The sequence below is a fragment of the Aeromonas sp. S9(2024) genome (assembly GCF_041403185.1).
In the GTDB taxonomy this organism is placed as follows: Bacteria; Pseudomonadota; Gammaproteobacteria; order Enterobacterales; family Aeromonadaceae; genus Aeromonas; species Aeromonas enteropelogenes.
The window spans coordinates 665,387-682,088 of the sequence record NZ_JBGLRE010000001.1 but is presented as its reverse complement, the minus strand read 5'-3'; the positions used below and the strand labels follow the sequence as shown (position 1 = coordinate 682,088).

General features: G+C 60.3%; 12 protein-coding genes. 6 read left to right on the top strand and 6 right to left on the bottom strand.

Going from position 1 to position 16,702, the window contains the following annotated elements; all coding sequences use genetic code 11:
* Positions 1-18: 18 nt before the first annotated feature.
* The 4 genes from folA to proX all read left to right on the top strand — a co-directional run bounded on the left by folA (position 19) and on the right by proX (position 4,512).
* Positions 19-516, top strand: coding sequence for a type 3 dihydrofolate reductase (gene folA, locus ACB028_RS03120; RefSeq protein ID WP_371143469.1), 498 nt, complete (start codon positions 19-21; stop codon positions 514-516).
* Positions 517-1,196: 680 nt separating this feature from the next.
* Positions 1,197-2,393 (top strand): glycine betaine/L-proline ABC transporter ATP-binding protein ProV, encoded by a 1,197-nt coding sequence (proV, locus tag ACB028_RS03115; protein ID WP_371143468.1) that lies wholly within the window; start codon positions 1,197-1,199, stop codon positions 2,391-2,393.
* Positions 2,390-3,544 (top strand): glycine betaine/L-proline ABC transporter permease ProW, encoded by a 1,155-nt coding sequence (gene proW, locus ACB028_RS03110; RefSeq protein ID WP_042025754.1) that lies wholly within the window; start codon positions 2,390-2,392, stop codon positions 3,542-3,544. Before proV ends, proW begins: the two co-directional genes overlap by 4 nt.
* A complete protein-coding gene (gene proX / locus ACB028_RS03105; RefSeq protein ID WP_371143467.1) occupies positions 3,541-4,512 on the top strand; it encodes a glycine betaine/L-proline ABC transporter substrate-binding protein ProX in 972 nt (323 codons plus the stop codon). Before proW ends, proX begins: the two co-directional genes overlap by 4 nt.
* Before the next feature lie 129 nt (positions 4,513-4,641).
* On the opposite strand, the gene ACB028_RS03100 is transcribed toward proX, so the two are convergent.
* Genes ACB028_RS03100 through ACB028_RS03090 form a run of 3 tightly spaced genes read right to left on the bottom strand, consistent with a single transcriptional unit; the run spans position 4,642 to position 8,940 of the window.
* Positions 4,642-5,448: a phosphoadenylyl-sulfate reductase gene (locus tag ACB028_RS03100; protein WP_371143466.1), complete on the bottom strand. Its 807-nt coding sequence runs from the start codon at positions 5,446-5,448 to the stop codon at positions 4,642-4,644.
* Positions 5,438-7,150 (bottom strand): assimilatory sulfite reductase (NADPH) hemoprotein subunit, encoded by a 1,713-nt coding sequence (gene cysI / locus ACB028_RS03095; RefSeq protein ID WP_371143465.1) that lies wholly within the window; start codon positions 7,148-7,150, stop codon positions 5,438-5,440. The genes ACB028_RS03100 and cysI overlap by 11 nt, the downstream gene beginning before the upstream one ends.
* Positions 7,150-8,940, bottom strand: coding sequence for an assimilatory sulfite reductase (NADPH) flavoprotein subunit (locus tag ACB028_RS03090; RefSeq protein ID WP_371143498.1), 1,791 nt, complete (start codon positions 8,938-8,940; stop codon positions 7,150-7,152). The genes cysI and ACB028_RS03090 overlap by 1 nt, the downstream gene beginning before the upstream one ends.
* Positions 8,941-9,138: 198 nt before the next feature.
* Between ACB028_RS03090 and ACB028_RS03085 the strand changes: the two genes are divergently transcribed.
* Positions 9,139-9,945: a PhzF family phenazine biosynthesis protein gene (locus ACB028_RS03085; RefSeq protein ID WP_371143464.1), complete on the top strand. Its 807-nt coding sequence runs from the start codon at positions 9,139-9,141 to the stop codon at positions 9,943-9,945.
* A gap of 130 nt (positions 9,946-10,075) precedes the next feature.
* On the opposite strand, the gene lysS is transcribed toward ACB028_RS03085, so the two are convergent.
* Both lysS and prfB read right to left on the bottom strand, forming a co-directional pair.
* Positions 10,076-11,611, bottom strand: coding sequence for a lysine--tRNA ligase (gene lysS, locus ACB028_RS03080; RefSeq protein ID WP_042025745.1), 1,536 nt, complete (start codon positions 11,609-11,611; stop codon positions 10,076-10,078).
* Between the two features lie 16 nt (positions 11,612-11,627).
* A protein-coding gene (prfB, locus tag ACB028_RS03075; RefSeq protein ID WP_371143463.1) for a peptide chain release factor 2 occupies positions 11,628-12,726 on the bottom strand; the annotation gives its coding sequence in 2 pieces (ribosomal slippage) (positions 11,628-12,650 and positions 12,652-12,726; 1,098 coding nt in all).
* 251 nt (positions 12,727-12,977) lie between these two features.
* Here prfB and ACB028_RS03070 point away from each other — a divergent pair.
* Entirely contained in the window at positions 12,978-14,849 is a 1,872-nt protein-coding gene (locus tag ACB028_RS03070) for a methyl-accepting chemotaxis protein (RefSeq protein ID WP_371143497.1), read from the top strand.
* Between the two features lie 246 nt (positions 14,850-15,095).
* On the opposite strand, the gene gltS is transcribed toward ACB028_RS03070, so the two are convergent.
* A complete protein-coding gene (gene gltS, locus ACB028_RS03065; RefSeq protein ID WP_026457592.1) occupies positions 15,096-16,295 on the bottom strand; it encodes a sodium/glutamate symporter in 1,200 nt (399 codons plus the stop codon).
* Between the last annotated feature and the right edge of the window lie 407 nt (positions 16,296-16,702).

Genomic DNA, 16,702 nt, shown 5'->3' with positions numbered 1-16,702 from the left:
TTGTGAGAGGCTGACACCATGAAGATTTCCATGATCGCCGCCATGGCCCAGGATCGGGTGATCGGCAAGGACAACCAGATGCCCTGGCATCTGCCGGCCGATCTAGCCCACTTCAAGCGGGTCACGCTCGGCAAGCCGGTACTGATGGGGCGCAAGACCTTCGAGTCCATTGGTCGCCCCTTGCCCGGGCGCCGCAATTTGATCATTAGCCGCAACGCCGCTTATACAGCTCCTGAAGGAACCGAGGTGTTTCCATCCATTGAGGCCGTGTTGGCAACGTTGGCAGAGGTGGGGGAAGTGGACGAGCTGATGGTGATCGGCGGTGGTCACCTCTATGGCCAGCTGCTGGCCAAGGCCGATTGCCTCTATCTGACCCGCATCGAGCTGGCGGTGGAGGGGGACACCCGTTTTCCTGCGTTTGATGACGGCCAGTGGCAGCTTGTCGAAAGCGAAGCCTATCCCGCCGACGAGAAGAACCCGCATCCCTATCGTTTCGAGACCTGGCAGCGCTGCTGAACCTCATTGCATCATCGTTGAAGCCAAAAAGCCCCTGGTGCCGCACAAGGGGCTTTTTCTTGCAATGAAGCTTCTGTCTGGCAGACAAGATCTCTGCCATGGCTGCACCAAACCGCGCTACTTCATTCGCTCCTTTTTCGGCTTGATATCGTTAGGGTTGTAATGATTTTCACAGCCCTGATGACTGCTCGGGAGCATGTCCCGGCGCCACCACCGAACAGTCTGATCTTTCTCCCGCTCTTCATGACTTGTCAAAACGCAACAATGATGAGTTACCTGACCACATAATTGATGCCGGCATGACCCATGCTTTTTTGACGCTCAAGCTTTCCTGTTTTTCATCCCGGCTATGGCGTCGCCAACCTTGTTAATACGGGCGATTCTGAACCTGCTGACGACTCCCATTTTCTTGCCAGCGTTCCCTCTGTCACTGACTGTTCAATAAAAATATCAATTATTAAATGGCGAAGTATTTTTCATCCTGTCATCTGAATAATGTTCAACTTAATGTATTTTTGTTGTTCAAATAAACCCTTTTCAATCAATGAATTGGCTGATTCCGTTCTTTTCTAGTGGCATATAAACCTTTTTTTCTAGATGCAAATTGCTTAGTGTTAAAAGCAATTGGCTCGCGTTCGGCAGGCAAATTGCCAAGATGCCGACCATGAAAAAAGGACAGTATGACAGTCAAAATCGAAGTCAAATCACTCTATAAAATCTTCGGAGAACAGCCGGAAAAGGCGTTCAAATTACTGGCGAAAGGGCACGACCGCGCCAGCATTCTAAAAAAGACCGGACAGACCCTGGGTGTGCAGGGGGTCGATCTGGCCATCCACGAGGGGGAGATCTTCGTCGTGATGGGCTTGTCCGGCTCGGGTAAATCTACTCTGGTGCGGCTCTTCAACCGGCTGATCGAGCCGACCCGTGGTCAGGTACTGATCGATGGTGAAGACATTGCCACCATCTCGGACAGAGAACTGCGTCAGGTGCGGCGCAAGAAGATCAGCATGGTGTTTCAGTCTTTTGCTCTTATGCCTCATTTGACCGTGCTGGAAAATACCGCCTTTGGCCTGGAGCTGGCTGGTGTGCCACTTCTCGAGCGCCAGCAAAGTGCCCGTCAGGCTCTCGATCAGGTGGGGCTGGGGCCCTGGATGAATGTCTTCCCCGACGCCCTCTCCGGTGGCATGAAGCAGCGGGTTGGCCTGGCCCGGGCGCTGGCCAATGATCCCGACATTCTGTTGATGGATGAGGCCTTCTCCGCGCTGGATCCGCTGATCCGCACCGAGATGCAGGATGAGTTGCTCAAGCTGCAGGCCAGCCACCAACGCACCATCGTCTTCATCTCTCACGACCTGGATGAGGCGATGCGCATCGGTGATCGCATCGCCATCATGCAGGATGGGCAGGTGATCCAGGTCGGGACACCCGACGAGATCCTGAGTCAGCCTGCCAACGACTATGTGCGTGCCTTTTTTCGCGGTGTGGATCTGGCCAACGTGTTCAGTGCCCGCGATATTGTCAGCCGTAAGCAGATGCCGCTTATCAAGAAGCACACCACGGACGGGCCGGCCAACGCCCTGCGCCAACTCAAGCAGCAGGATCGTGAGTTTGGTTATGTGGTTGATCGTGCTCGTCGTTTCGTGGGCGTTGTCTCTCTCGCATCGCTGGCGCGCACTGTGGATAGCAAGGGCAGCCTGGAACAGGCCTTGCTGGATGAGGTGACGCCGCTATTGGCTGATACCCCGCTGCATGAGCTGATCAGCCAGGTAGCGGCGGCTCCCTGCCAGGTGCCGGTTATTGAGGAGGATGGTACTTATCTGGGCCTCATTTCAAAGGCGAATCTACTCAACACCCTGGACAGGAGTACCCCGGCATGAAGCAATTACTCTCCCTCTGCCTGGCACTCCTGTTGCTGGCAAGCTACCCCGCATGGGCTGAAGAGGCGACGGCCAATCATCAAGATGATGCGGTCAGCAGTGAGACTAAGGACGCGGCCGAGGATCCCTGGGGCAGTTCAACCGAGACGGCGGTGGCCAGCAATGACTGGCAGGCCGAGCTTGCTGCGAAAGCGGAAGAGCCGGCTTTCGACCCCCTGGATCCTTTCCAGCATGCCTGGGTGCCACTCGATAGCTGGGTCGAACAGGGCATTGGCGTGCTGGTGAGCAACTTTAGACCCCTGTTCCAGATCATACGTGCACCCGTCGAAGTGACACTCAATGCGCTGACCAGTGCGCTGCAAAGCATTCCTTCTTCCATCATGGTTGTGCTATTGACCCTGGTTGCCTGGCAACTGGTCAGTGGGCGGATGGCGTTGGGGACGTTGGTCTCGCTGATCGGCATAGGTCTTATCGGTGCCTGGGCTGATGCCATGGTGACCCTGTCGCTGGTGTTGACTTCACTCTTCTTCTGCATCCTGATTGGCTTGCCGGCCGGTATTCTGCTGGCCCGTAGCGAGAAAGCGACCAGCTGGACCCGGCCGTTGCTGGATGCCATGCAGACGACCCCGGCCTTTGTCTATCTCATCCCCATCGTCATGTTGTTTGGCATAGGGAATGTGCCCGGGGTGGTGGTGACCATCATCTTTGCATTGCCGCCCATGATCAGACTGACCATCCTCGGCATTCGTCAGGTACCGGAGGATCTCATCGAAGCCGGGAATTCATTTGGTGCCAGCCCCTCCCAGCTGCTGCTCAAGGTGCAGCTGCCGCTCGCCATGCCCACCATCATGGCAGGGGTCAATCAGTCGCTGATGCTTTCCCTCTCCATGGTGGTGATCGCCTCCATGATAGCCGTGGGGGGTCTTGGCCAGATGGTATTGCGCGGTATCGGACGTCTCGACATGGGGATGGCCTCGGTAGGGGGGCTTGGCATTGTGCTGCTGGCCATAGTGCTGGATCGCATGACCCAGGCGATGGGCCAGTCCAAATCAGGGCATGTTGGCCGCTGGTATCGGCGTGGTCCTATTGCCCTGTTGCTCGCCCCGTTCGAACATCGCCACAAGACTCACACCAAAGGAGGACAAGTATGAAAGCCATTACCCAAGGAATGACGCTGGGTTGCCTGCTGCTGAGCACGGCCGCCATGGCCGGTGTCACGGTTCAACCCATCCAGAGCACGTTGCCGGAGGAAGCCTTTCAGACTCTGCTGGTGAGCAAGCTGCTGGGTGAGCTGGGTTATGATGTCAAACCAGCCAAAGATGCGGACTACAACGTAGGATATGCCTCGGTCGCCAGTGGCGATGCCACTTTTCTCGCTTTCAACTGGGATCCGCTTCATAAGGACAAGTATGAAAAGGCCGGGGGCGATACCAGGTTCTACCGCAAGGGTACCTATGTGACCGGGGCGGCCCAGGGTTATCTCATCGACAAGGCTACTGCCGACAAATACGGCATCACCAACATAGCCCAGTTGAAGGATCCCAAGCTGGCTGCCCTGTTTGACAGCGATGGCGATGGCAAGGCTGATCTGGCCGGCTGCAATCCGGGTTGGGGCTGCGAGATGGTGATCAATCATCAGCTCAAGACATACGGTCTGGCGCAGACAGTGACGCATCAACAGGGCAATTATGCGGCCATCATTGCCGACACCATTACCCGCTTCAAGGAACAAAAAACCGTGCTCTACTACACCTGGACCCCGTACTGGGTGAGTGGTGAGCTGGTGCCCGGCAAGGATGTGGTATGGCTGGAAGTGCCTTATACCGCCTTGCCAGAGGGACGTGAGGGGGATACCCAATTGGCGAATGGCAAAAACTATGGCTTTGAAATGAATACCATGCACATAGTCGCCAACAAGGGGTTTGCCGAGGCCAACCCCTCTGCCGCCAAGCTGTTTGCCGAGATGAAGCTGCCCATCAATGACATCAACGTACAAAATGGGCTGATGAAGCAGGGTCAGAACAAGCCGGCGGATATCGAGCGTCACGCAGATGCCTGGCTCAAGGGGCACAAGGATTTGGTCAACGACTGGCTGACTCGGGCTCGCGCCGCGAAGTAAGCGGGGGCAGGGAACAAGAAGATGCAACCGTACCGCTCAGGCATCCAAGTTCTTTGAGTGTCACTTATAAAAGTGCCCGGCAGTTGCCGGGCGCTTTTTGTGGTCGGAAGGGTGCGTTGCCGGACGGGATCAGATGCCGGAGCCGTCGCTCTCGCCATTCTCCTCGTGCAGGCCGCACTCGCGCTTGAGGCCGAAGAAGCGGGTCTGCTCCTCGCTCATGCCGGGCTCCCACTTGGTGGTGGTGTGCACATCGCCCACCGACAGGTAACCCTGCTCCCACAAGGGGTGGTAGGGGAGGTCGAACTCCTTGAAGTAGTAGAAGACGTCCTTGTTGCTCCAGTCGATCACCGGCAGGAACTTGAAGCGACCGCGCTGGATGGCCAGCACAGGCAGCTTGCCCCGGCTGCCGGATTGCTCCCGGCGCAGACCCGAGAACCAGGTGCGGGCGCCCAGCTCGCTCAGGGCGCGATCCATCGGCTCCACCTTGTTGAGCTGGTTATAGCGGGTGATCCCCTCCACCCCCTGTTCCCACAAGAGGCCGAAGCGGGCCTCCTGCCAGGCCGGGCTGAGCGCGGCCCGGTAGATCTTGAGGTTGAGGGCGAGACGCTCGGTCAGCTCGTCGATGAAGCGGTAGGTCTCGGGGAAGAGATAACCGGTATCGGTCAGCACTACGGGCACGTCGGCCCGCTCCCGGCTCACCAGGTGCAGCATGAGCGCCGCCTGGATGCCGAAGCTGGACGACAGCACATGCTCTCCCGGCAGGTTGGCCAGCGCCCAGCGCACCCGCTCGGGGGCGCTCATGGCGTCCAGCTCCCGGTTGAGGGGAGCCAGCGCCTCGACCTGCTCCTCCCGGCTCAAGGCCAGCAGGGCGTCGAGGTCGAGCTGGCCGTCGGCAGTGCGCGCCAGCCGGGCTGTATCAGTCTGTTCAGGCTGCATAGAAGTCCCTCGCGGAGTCGATGACCGGAGCTATGATCCCGGCGCGAATGACAAAATCGCCGAAGCACTCGCCTGGGTTGCGATCCTTGGCCCAGCGGCCGATCAGGGCGTCCAGCTCGGCCAGGATCTGCGGCTCCGTGATGTTCTCCAGGTGCAGGCGCGGGATGCGGGTCCCCTCCAGGTTGCCACCCAGGTGCAGGTTGTAGCGGCCGGGTGCCTTGCCCACCAGACCCACCTCCGCCAGCATGGCGCGGCCGCAGCCGTTGGGGCAACCGGTGACCCGGAAGATGATGGCGTCATCGGCGAGATCGTGTTTGGCCAGCAACCCCTCGATGTCGGTGACGAAGGCCGGCAGCATGCGTTCGGCCTCGGCCATCGCCAGCGGGCAGGTGGGCAGGGCCACGCAGGCCATGGACTGTTTGCGCTGCTCGCTCACGCCGTCATCCAGCAGGCCGTACTGGCGCGCCAGCGCCTCGATGCGGGCCTTCTCGCCGGTCGGGACGCCCGCGATGATGAGGTTCTGGTTGGCGGTCAGGCGAAAATCTCCCTGATGCACCTTGGCGATCTCCAGCATGCCGGTTTTGAGCGGCTTGCCTGGGAAGTCCAGCAGGCGGCCATTCTCGATGAACAGGGTCAGGTGGTGCTTGCCGTCGATCCCCTCCACCCAACCGAAGCGATCGCCGCGGCTGGTGAACTCATAGGGGCGAACCGGCCCGAACTGGATACCGGCACGACTCTCTACCTCAGCCTTGAAGGCCTCGACCCCCACCCGTTCAAGGGTGTACTTGGTCTTGGCGTTCTTGCGGTTGACCCGGTTGCCCCAGTCGCGCTGGGTGCCGACCACGGCTGCCGCCACCTCCAGCACGTGGGAGAGGGGCACGAAGCCAAAGTCGCTCGCCTTGCGCGGGTAGGTGCTGGTGTCGCCGTGAGTCATGGCCAGACCCCCGCCCACCAGCACGTTGAAGCCCACCAGCTTGCCACCTTCGGCGATGGCCACGAAGTTCAGATCGTTGGCGTGGATGTCCACGTCGTTGTGGGGCGGGATCACCACGGTCGTCTTGAATTTGCGCGGCAGGTAGTTGGAACCCAGGATCGGCTCCTCGTCATCCCCCAGCTTCTCGCCGTCCAGCCAGATCTCCACGTAGGCGCGGGTCTTGGGCAGCAGGTGCTCGGAGATCTTCTTGGCCCACTCGTAGGCCTCCTGATGCAGCTCGGACTCCACCGGGTTACTGGTGCACAGCACGTTGCGGTTCACGTCGCCGGCGGTGGCGATGGAATCGATGCCGGTGCTGTTGAGGGTCTGGTGCATCAGCTTGATGTCGCGCTTCAGTACCCCGTGGAACTGGAAGGTCTGGCGGGTAGTCAGGCGGATGCTGCCGTACAGGCTGTGTTCCTCGGCGAACTTGTCGATCACCAGCCACTGGGCCGGGGTGATGATGCCGCCGGGCAGGCGGGCGCGCAGCATGACGTTGTGCAGGGGCTCCAGCTTCTGGGCGGCGCGTTCCGGGCGAATGTCGCGGTCATCCTGCTGATACATGCCGTGAAAGCGGATCAGCTGGAAGTTGTCGCCGTTGAAGCCGCCGGTGAGCGGGTCCTTGAGATCCTGCTCTATGGTGCCGCGCAGAAAGTTGCTCTCGCGTTTCAGACGTTCGTTGTCGGCCAGCGGTCCTTCCACCGGTCCTGGAATAACTTGTTTGCTCATCAATAGACATCCCTTTGATAACGTTTGGCACGACGCAATTCGCTCAGATACTCTTCTGCTTCCTCACGGCTCTTCTGGCCATGTTCGGCAATCACATCCAGCAGGGCTTCCTGCACATCTTTGGCCATATGATTGGCGTCGCCGCACACATAGAAGTGAGCGCCTGCTTCCAGCCACTGGTAGAGCTCGAGCCCCGCCTCGCGCAGGCGATCCTGCACATAAATCTTGTTGGCCTGATCCCGGCTGAAGGCCAGGGAGATCTTCGACAGCAGGCCCGACTTCACATAACGCTGCCACTCCACCTGATAGAGGAAATCCTGGGTAAAGTGGGGGTTGCCGAAGAAGAGCCAGTTCTTGCCGTCGGCCCCTTGCGCTTCCCGCTCCTGCAAGAAGGCTCGGAAGGGGGCGATGCCGGTGCCCGGGCCCACCATGATGACGGGGGCATCGGGGTTAGCAGGCAGGCGGAAGTTGTCGTTGTGCTCCACGAATACCCGCACCTCGGCATCTTCCGGCAGACGGTCCGCCAGATAGGAGGAGGCGGCGCCGCTGCGCACTGTGCCGTCTTCCTGCGGGTAGCGCACCACGCCGACGGTCAGGTGCACCTCTTCTTCCACCTCGCTCTGGCTGGAAGCGATGGAGTAGAGGCGCGGAGTGAGCGGGCGCAGCAGGCCCAGCAGCTGTTCGGCTGTGAGCTCGGTCGGGAAGCGTTTGAGCACATCCACCACCTGGGCGCTGGCCACCAGCGCGTTGACCTGGGCCTTGTCACCGGCCAGATCTTTGAGCGCCGCGTTGTCCGAGATCTCTGCCAAGCCGGTGATAAAGCCGCCGTGCAAGCGAGTCAGCTCCAGCTCGCGGCTGAGCACCTCGCGCAGGCTGCCGCGGGCGGTGGCCTCGTCGCCGGAGAGATGAGCCAGCGCCAAGACCTCACCGACCAGGTCGGCATCGTTGTCAAACCAGATGCCCAGCGCATCGCCCGGCTGATAGCGGATGCCGGACTCTTCCAGGCTGATCTCGATGTGGCGGATATCCTTGGTCGAGTCGCGGCCGGTGATCTTCTGGTTGACCGAGAGCCTGGCCGGGAAGGGGTTCTCCTTGCTGTACTGGCTGTGGCCGACCGCCTGCTGTACCGCGCTGGCTACGCTGCTGCCGGCAGGGCCGGCAGAGAGGGTGGCGGCGATGGCGTTGAGCGCCTGCTCGCCCCACGCCTTGGCGGCATCCTGATAATCCACGTCCAGGCTGGCGAGTTCATGCACCCGATCGGCGCCGGCCTTGGTCAGCAGGCTGTCAAAGTCCTTGCCGGTCTGACAGAAGAACTCATAGGAGCTGTCACCCAGCCCCAGTACGGCGAACTTGAGCCCTTCCAGCTTGCCAACCTTGCCCTTCTTGAGCTGCTCGTACAGATCGACCGCGCTCTCCGGTGGTTCACCCTCCCCGTAAGTGCTTACTACCACCAGCAGGTGGGTCTCTTTCTTGAGCTGCTTGGGTTTGTAGTCCGCCATGGAGGTGAGGGTCACCGGCAGGCCACGGGCTTCGGCCTGCGCCTTGATGGCGCTGGCCACGCCCTTGGCGTTGCCGGTCTGGGAGCCGTAGAGAATGGTCAGGCTGCCGCTGGGGGTGGCGGCTGCTGCCCCGGTCACGGCAGGCTGGCTGCCCGCCTGGGAGAGACCGTAGAGATAACCGCTCACCCAGGCCAGTTGCTGGGTATTGAGGGTCGATAGCGCCTGGCTCAGTTGTCGCTGCTGCTCGTCAGAAAGGGGAGTCAGGTTGGTCAGGGAGTCCTTCAATTGCATCACACACGTCTTCCATGGTCTGATTTTTGGTCAGGTTAAGGGGTGTGATGGATAACAACAAAGAATAAAAATGTCTTTTTTATTCTATTACTGCATTAAAAAGGCGATGGAGAGGGTCGCAAGGCGACGCAGGTCGACAGGGTTCTCATGGTATAAAGGGCGATGAATGAGCCCGTATTACCCACACAGGAAGCGTGAATGTCGATCATCAGCTTGTTTCATGTCAATGCCTTCAGCCGGCGCCCCTTTGGCGGCAACCCGGCGGTAGTGGCGCTGGGGCCGAGCCAGCCGGATGCCACCCTGCTGGCCATGGCGGCCGAGTTCAACCAGTCGGAGACCGCCTTTTTGGTGCCCCTTGGCCATGCCCGCTACCAGTTGCGCTGGTTTACCCCCGAGCTGGAAGTGGATCTCTGTGGTCACGGCACCCTGGCGGCGGCCCACGTGTTGTGGCAGACGGGAGCGGTGGCAGAGGATGAGGTCATTGGCTTCGAGACCCGCAGTGGCGAGCTGCTGGCCCGGCGCGAAGGGGAGTGGATCTGGCTTGATTTTCCGTGCATCCCACTCACCCCTCTGACGCTGGACCCTGCCTATGCTGTCGCCCTTGGTTGCAAGCCACTGCAGGCGCTGGCGGCCGGCGCTAAGTTCTTGCTGGAGCTCGCCAGCGAGGAGGAGGTCCGCGCGCTCAGCCCAGATTTTCAGGCCCTGCGCGCCCTGCCTGGCCGCGGCCTGATGGTGACGGCGCCCTCGCGCGATCCGGACCATGACTTCGTCTCCCGCTACTTCGCCCCCTGGGTCGGGGTAGACGAGGATCCGGTGACCGGCTCCAACCACTGCGCCCTGGTGCCCTTCTGGGCCGAACGGCTAGGCAAACAGCAACTGCGGGCCCGCCAGATCTCGGCCCGGGGCGGTGAGCTGCGGCTTGAATTGCAGGGAGATCGGGTGCTGATGGCGGGTCAGGCCGTCACCTTGTGGCAGGGGGAGTGGCTGTTGCCGCCAGCCTCATAAGCGGCAAGCTGGCGGCGGCTTGAGTGTTCGCCACCGGTTTGTGTCCGCCATAAAAAACGCCCCGCAGTGGCGGGGCGTTTTGATTGTCATGGACGGCAGCAGTGCTGCTACGGCCTTATGTCTGCGGCGCTTACTTTTGTGGACGCAGAGCCGGGAACAGGATGACGTCGCGGATGGTGTGGCTGTTGGTGAACAGCATCACCAGACGGTCGATACCGATACCCTGACCGGCAGTCGGCGGCAGACCGTGTTCCAGCGCAGTCACGAAGTCGGCGTCGTAGAACATGGCTTCGTCATCGCCGGCGGCTTTCTGGTCAACCTGAGCCTGGAAGCGCTCGGCCTGATCTTCCGCATCGTTCAGCTCGGAGAAGCCGTTGGCCAGCTCGCGGCCGCCGATGAAGAATTCGAAGCGGTCGGTGACGTCCGGGTTCTGGTCGTTGCGACGGGCCAGCGGAGAGACGGCGGCCGGGTACTCGGTGATGAAGGTCGGCTGCAGCAGCATGTGCTCCACGGTCTCTTCGAAGATCGCGGTGATCACATGACCCAGCTCCCAGCTCTTCATCAGCTCGATGTGCAGGCGCTTGGCGACGGCGGTGGCCTTCTCCAGGGTCGCCAGATCGTCGCGGGTCACATCCGGGTTGTACTTCAGGATGGAGTCAACCATGGAGAGACGCTGGAACGGCTGACCGAAATCGATGGTCAGGCCCTCTTCGCCCTCTTTGGCGTAACGGATCTTGGTGTCGCCCAGAATGTCTTGCGCCAGGGTGCGCAGCATCTCTTCGGTGAGGTCCATCAGATCGATGTAGTCGGCGTAGGCCATATAGAACTCGAGCATGGTGAACTCGGGGTTATGGCGAACGGAGATACCTTCGTTACGGAAGTTGCGGTTGATCTCGTAGACACGCTCGAAGCCACCGACCACCAGACGCTTCAGATAGAGTTCCGGAGCGATACGCAGGTACATGTCGATGTCCAGCGCGTTGTGGTGGGTGATGAACGGACGGGCAGAGGCGCCACCCGGGATGACCTGCATCATGGGGGTTTCCACTTCCATGAAGCGCTTGTCGTTCAGGAACTTGCGGATACCGGCCACCACCTTGGTACGGGTCACGAAGGTCTTGCGGGACTCTTCGTTGGCGATCAGATCCAGGTAACGCTGACGGCAGCGGGCTTCCTGGTCGGTCAGACCCTTGTGCTTCTCGGGCAGCGGGCGCAGTGCCTTGGTCAGCAGGCGGATGTCGGAGACGTGCACGGACAGCTCGCCGGTCTGGGTCTTGAACAGGGTGCCTTCGACACCGACGATGTCACCCAGATCCCACTTCTTGAACTGCTCGTTGTAGAAGCCTTCCGGCAGGTCGTCACGAGTCACATAGACCTGGATCTTGCCAGCCATGTCCTGCAGGGTCGCGAAGGATGCCTTGCCCATGATCCGGCGGGTCATGATACGACCGGCAATCTTCACCCGTTTACCCAAGGCTGTCAGCTCCTCGGCGCTTTTGTCGCCAAACTCTGCCTGCAGATCGCCGGAGAGGCTGTCACGACGAAAGTCGTTGGGGAAGGGATTGCCCTGGGCGCGCAGGGCGGCCAGCTTGGAACGACGCTCTGTCATCTCATTGTTGAGTTCGAGAGTTTGGTCGACTTCCGGAGTAGTGGTTTGTTCAGACATGGTGATTCCTGCTTGTTTACAGACCTGATTTCAGGCTGGCTTCGATAAACTTGTCCAAGTCACCGTCGAGCACCGATTGGGTATTACGGGTTTCGACGCCGGTGCGCAGATCCTTGATACGGGAGTCATCCAGCACGTAAGAGCGGATCTGGCTGCCCCAACCGATATCGGACTTGGTCTCTTCCAGGGCTTGTTTCTCAGCGTTTTGCTTCTGAATTTCCAGCTCGTAGAGCTTGGCTTTCAGCTGCTTCATACACTGATCTTTGTTTTTGTGCTGGGAACGGTCGTTCTGGCACTGTACCACGACACCGGTCGGGACGTGGGTGATACGCACCGCGGATTCAGTCCGGTTAACGTGCTGACCGCCGGCACCGGAGGCGCGGTAGACGTCGATACGCAGATCGGCCGGGTTGATATCGATTTCGATATCGTCGTCGATCTCGGGATAGACGAACACGGAGCAGAACGAGGTGTGGCGACGGCCACCGGAATCGAACGGGGATTTGCGAACCAGACGGTGCACGCCGGTTTCGGTGCGCAGCCAGCCGAAGGCGTATTCGCCGGTGAACTTGATGGTGGCGGACTTGATGCCGGCCACGTCACCCTCGGAGCATTCGATGAGCTCCGGCTTGTAGCCGTGGGCATCGCCCCAGCGCAGGTACATGCGCAGCACCATGTTGGCCCAATCCTGTGCTTCGGTACCACCGGAGCCGGATTGAATGTCGATATAGCAGTCGGAACCGTCGTGCTGGCCGGAGAACATGCGGCGGAACTCCAGCTCCACCAGCTTGGCTTCCAGTTGCTCGGCTTCGACGATGGCCTCAAGGAAGGTCTCTTCGTCTTCCCCTTCCACGGCCAGGCTTACCAGCATCTCGACATCTTCCACGCCCTGAGTCAGGGTATCGATGGTGCCAACCACGTTTTCCAGCGCGACGCGCTCCTTGCCGAGCGCCTGTGCGCGCTCCGGCTCATTCCAGACGTCGGGCTGTTCCAGCTCGGCGTTTACCTCTTCCAGACGCTCTTTCTTGGCGTCATAGTCAAAGGTACCCCCTAAGAAGCTCGGTCCGCTCAGACAGCTCCTTAAGTTTGTTCAATACAGGATTAACTTCGAACATCGTGAAAACTCTCAGGATCGATGTGATTTGAAAACGGGTCATTCTAGCCAATTGTGGAAGGAATAAACAGGGCCGCCTGTCCTTGTGCGTGCCCTGTAGGCAATTTCTGGTGCAGTTTTCCCCACTCCAGTAGAAAATACCGCCCGCAACCCTGAATAAGGGTTCAGTTCTGGCTAATAACGTCGCTATAACATACGGGTGCCATGCACTTTTTGGGAAATCCTGTTCCTGATCTCATAAGAAGAACCATGATGAAAAATCTATCACTCAAGCAAAAGATACTGTTATCGGTGGTGATCGCCCTCTCGCTGGTGATCACCTTGCTCTCCTGGCAAGGCTACAGCAGCCAGAAGTCGCTGCTGTTGCAAGGTAGTCAGGAGCAGGTACAGCGTCTGGGCAACCAGCAGGCTGAACGGATCAGCGACTGGCTGGCTGCCCGTCGCGATGTAGTGCAGGCCCTTGGCAACAAGGCTGGCGCCGAGCCCCTTAATGCCCTGCAGCAGGCACAGGTATCCGGCCGCTTCCAGCTCACCTATTTTGGCGAGAGCAGTGGCAAGATGAATGACTCTGACCCATCCATCAACCGTGACGGTTATGATCCCCGCTCCCGTGGCTGGTATCAGGAGGCCATGGCCAAGGGGGGCATGATCGTCACCAAACCCTATCTGGACGTGGCCTACAACATCCTGGTGGTGACCCTGGCCCAACCGGCCCAGGGCGGTGTGGTTGGCGGCGATCTCTCCATCGCCTCTCTGGTGGAAGACGTCACCAAGATGACTCTGCCGGCCGACGGTTTCGCCGTCATGATGCACAAGGATGGCACCGTCATCGCCTACAAGGATGCCGCCAAGGCGATGAAGCCGGCCACCGAGATCGACAACGATCTGACCAACGCCCTGATTGAGCAGAGCAAGGCCAGCCACGAGCTGGTGCCGGCCTACTTCGACGGCGAAGGACGCGACAAGCTGCTGTGGGCGGTGGACATTCCGGACACCGACTGGGAGCTGGTATTGGTGCTGGACAAAGCGACCCTGGAGGCGCCGCTCTCCTCCCTGTTGATGACCCAGCTCGGCCTGGCCCTGCTGGTGCTGGTGGGCAGCATCCTCGCCATCTCCTGGTTGGTCAGCCTGCTGCTCGGCCCCCTCACCAAGGTTTCCCATGCACTGGCTCGCATCGCCGACGGTAACGGCGATCTTACCCAGCGCATTAAGATCGACACCAATGACGAAGTGGGTCAGCTGGCCAACAGCTTCAACCGCTTCGTGGGCAGTCAGCACCAGCTGATCGGCAATATCCGCAAGCTGGCCAGCGAGCTGGACGCCGATGCCGAGCGCAGCCTAGTGACCAACCAGGCGGCGGTTGAAGAGTTGCAGCGCCAGCAGCAGGAGGTGACCATGGTCGCCACCGCGGTCACCGAGATGGCGAGCGCCACCCAGGAGATCGCCAACAACGCCGAGAGCACCGCCGCTGCGGCCCAGCAGTCGGCCCAGAGCAGTGAGCAGGGCAAGATGCTGGTCAACAAGACTCGTCAATCCATCAACGGTCTGGCCGATGAAGTGGGTCAGGCGACCGAGGTGATCGGCGAGCTGAGTCGTCACGCCCAGGCCATCTCTGGCATCCTCTCCACCATTCAGGGGATTGCCGAGCAGACCAACCTGCTGGCGCTCAATGCCGCCATCGAAGCGGCCCGTGCCGGTGAACAGGGTCGCGGTTTCGCCGTGGTGGCGGACGAGGTGCGGGTGCTGTCGCGCCGTACCCAGGACTCCACCCAGGAGATCCAGTCCACCATAGAGACGCTGCAGCAGACCACCTCCCGTGCCGTGAGCCTGATGCAGACCAGCCAGGGGCTGGCCGACAACAGCGTGCAGGATGCCGATGCCGCCGCTGCCGCGCTCGAAGAGATCACCCAGGCCGTCTCCCTCATCTCCGACATGGCGGGCCAGATTGCCACTGCCGCCGAGGAGCAGACCCAGGTGACCGGCGAGATCACCCAGAACACCACCGCCATCAAGGATGTGAGCGACGAGATCACCGCCGCCGCCATGCGGGATCTAGATCAGGCCGCCGGACTCAAGGGACGGGCAACCGACCTGAACCAGCAGGTCGCGACCTTTATCCTGTAATCAGGCAGACCCGTTGCAACCGAGCCCCGCGATCGATGATCGCGGGGCTTTTTATTGGTCGTTATCGTGGTCGCAGCGGTTGGGAAAGGGGAAGTAGGGGGGAAACGGCAACCTGCGCTTAACTCCCATGTGCCAGGGGACAGCATATCTGGCCTTTGGTCAGCACTTTGCCAAGCAGATTGATGCCCAAAACAGAGAGCCCACCTTGTGGTGGGCTCTTGTCATCATGGTTCTGTCTGGTCGGGCTTACAGGAAGGGCAGCGCCATAAACAGCTTGATCACCATGGCGTTGATGATGTCGATGAAGAAGGCCCCCACCATGGGCACCACCAGAAACGCCAGGTGAGAAGGGCCGAAGCGCAGGGTGATGGCCTGCATGTTGGCAATGGCCGTCGGAGTCGCCCCCAGGCCAAAGCCGCAGTGACCCGCCGCCAGCACGGCCGCATCGTAGTTTTTGCCCATGACCCGGAAGGTGACGAAGACGGCGTAGAGCGCCATCGCCACTGTCTGGGCGGCCAGCAGGATGAAGATGGGCAGCGCCAGGCTGGCCAGATCCCACAGCTTCAGGCTCATCAGCGCCATCGCCAGGAACAGCGACAGGCTGATGTTGCCGAGCAGGGAGACTTCGCGGTCACTCACCTCATGCCAGTTGAGCAGGGTCAGGGCGTTGCGCAGCAGTACGCCGACGAACAGCACGCAGACGAAGATCGGCAGCTCGAGGACACTGCCCTTGAGGTAGAGGGAGAGCAGCTCGCCCCCTTTCAAGCTAATGGCGATGAGCGCCAGGGTCTCAATCACGCTGAACGGGGTGAGCGGGCGCTCCATGTCGGGCATCTCGAAGCCCTGGGGCGCGTCATCCTGGTTGTGCTCTTCGCCCGGCACCTGCACCTTCTTCACCAGATAGCGGGCCACCGGGCCGCCGATCAGGCCACCCAGCACCAGACCGAAGGTGGCGCAGGCGATGGCGAGTTCGGCAGCAGACTGCACGCCGTACTTGTCGGAGAAGGTAGCGCTCCAGGCCGCTCCGGTGCCGTGGCCGCCGGAGAGGGTGATGGAGCCGGCCAGCAGCCCCATGTGGGGATCCAGACCGAGCAGAGTGGCCAGGCCCACCCCCAGGCTGTTTTGTACCAGCAGCAGGCCGGTGACCACCATCAGGAAGGTGACCACCGCCTTGCCGCCGCGCTTGAGGCTGCCCAGATCGGCGGAGAGGCCGATGGAGGCGAAGAAGGCCAGCATCAGCGGGGTTTGCAGGCTGGTGTCGAATTGCAACTCCATCTGCAGGGTGGAGCGCAGCAACAGCAGTACCAGCGCGACCACCAGGCCGCCGGCAACCGGTTTGGGGATGTTGAAGGTGCGCAGCAGCCCGACGCGGGTAACCAGCAGACGACCAAGCAGCAACACCAGGGTGGCGGCGACAAGAGTGGCGTAGGAATCAAGTTGTAGCATTCAGTACTCCCATGTTGATTGGCTGTGTCTTTCGGTGGTGAAGACTCACAGATTCAGCCGGGATAAAAACAGTGCGGCGAACGTGCCAGCAAAGAAGGGGAAAGGTTCCCCGCTCCATGAAGATGGAGCCAGTGCGGGCCTGACATGCTCAGGCATCCAGATGAGATTTTGGTAAAATCCGGCGGACTGTAGCAAAAAACACCTATTAATTCCATATTTCATGCCTTATTGACCATTATTTGTTCTTTTTTCGAGATTTAATACCTATGGGGTAGGGCGTGTTGAGGTTCGAAATGGTTGGCTCCTGCTGCCCGTCAAACCCAGCCCGGGCGTGGGAAAAACAGTGTGTTTGACTGAGGGATAACAATGGATATGGCACACCTTGCCGCCCCATCGTGCTTGGGCAG

Coding starts and splice junctions, on each gene's coding strand:
- folA (WP_371143469.1), top strand. CDS start 19: ATGAAGATTTCCATGATCGCCGCCATGGCCCAGGATCGGGTGATCGGC.
- proV (WP_371143468.1), top strand. CDS start 1,197: ATGACAGTCAAAATCGAAGTCAAATCACTCTATAAAATCTTCGGAGAA.
- proW (WP_042025754.1), top strand. CDS start 2,390: ATGAAGCAATTACTCTCCCTCTGCCTGGCACTCCTGTTGCTGGCAAGC.
- proX (WP_371143467.1), top strand. CDS start 3,541: ATGAAAGCCATTACCCAAGGAATGACGCTGGGTTGCCTGCTGCTGAGC.
- ACB028_RS03100 (WP_371143466.1), bottom strand. CDS start 5,448: ATGCAGCCTGAACAGACTGATACAGCCCGGCTGGCGCGCACTGCCGAC.
- cysI (WP_371143465.1), bottom strand. CDS start 7,150: ATGAGCAAACAAGTTATTCCAGGACCGGTGGAAGGACCGCTGGCCGAC.
- ACB028_RS03090 (WP_371143498.1), bottom strand. CDS start 8,940: ATGCAATTGAAGGACTCCCTGACCAACCTGACTCCCCTTTCTGACGAG.
- ACB028_RS03085 (WP_371143464.1), top strand. CDS start 9,139: ATGTCGATCATCAGCTTGTTTCATGTCAATGCCTTCAGCCGGCGCCCC.
- lysS (WP_042025745.1), bottom strand. CDS start 11,611: ATGTCTGAACAAACCACTACTCCGGAAGTCGACCAAACTCTCGAACTC.
- ACB028_RS03070 (WP_371143497.1), top strand. CDS start 12,978: ATGAAAAATCTATCACTCAAGCAAAAGATACTGTTATCGGTGGTGATC.
- gltS (WP_026457592.1), bottom strand. CDS start 16,295: ATGCTACAACTTGATTCCTACGCCACTCTTGTCGCCGCCACCCTGGTG.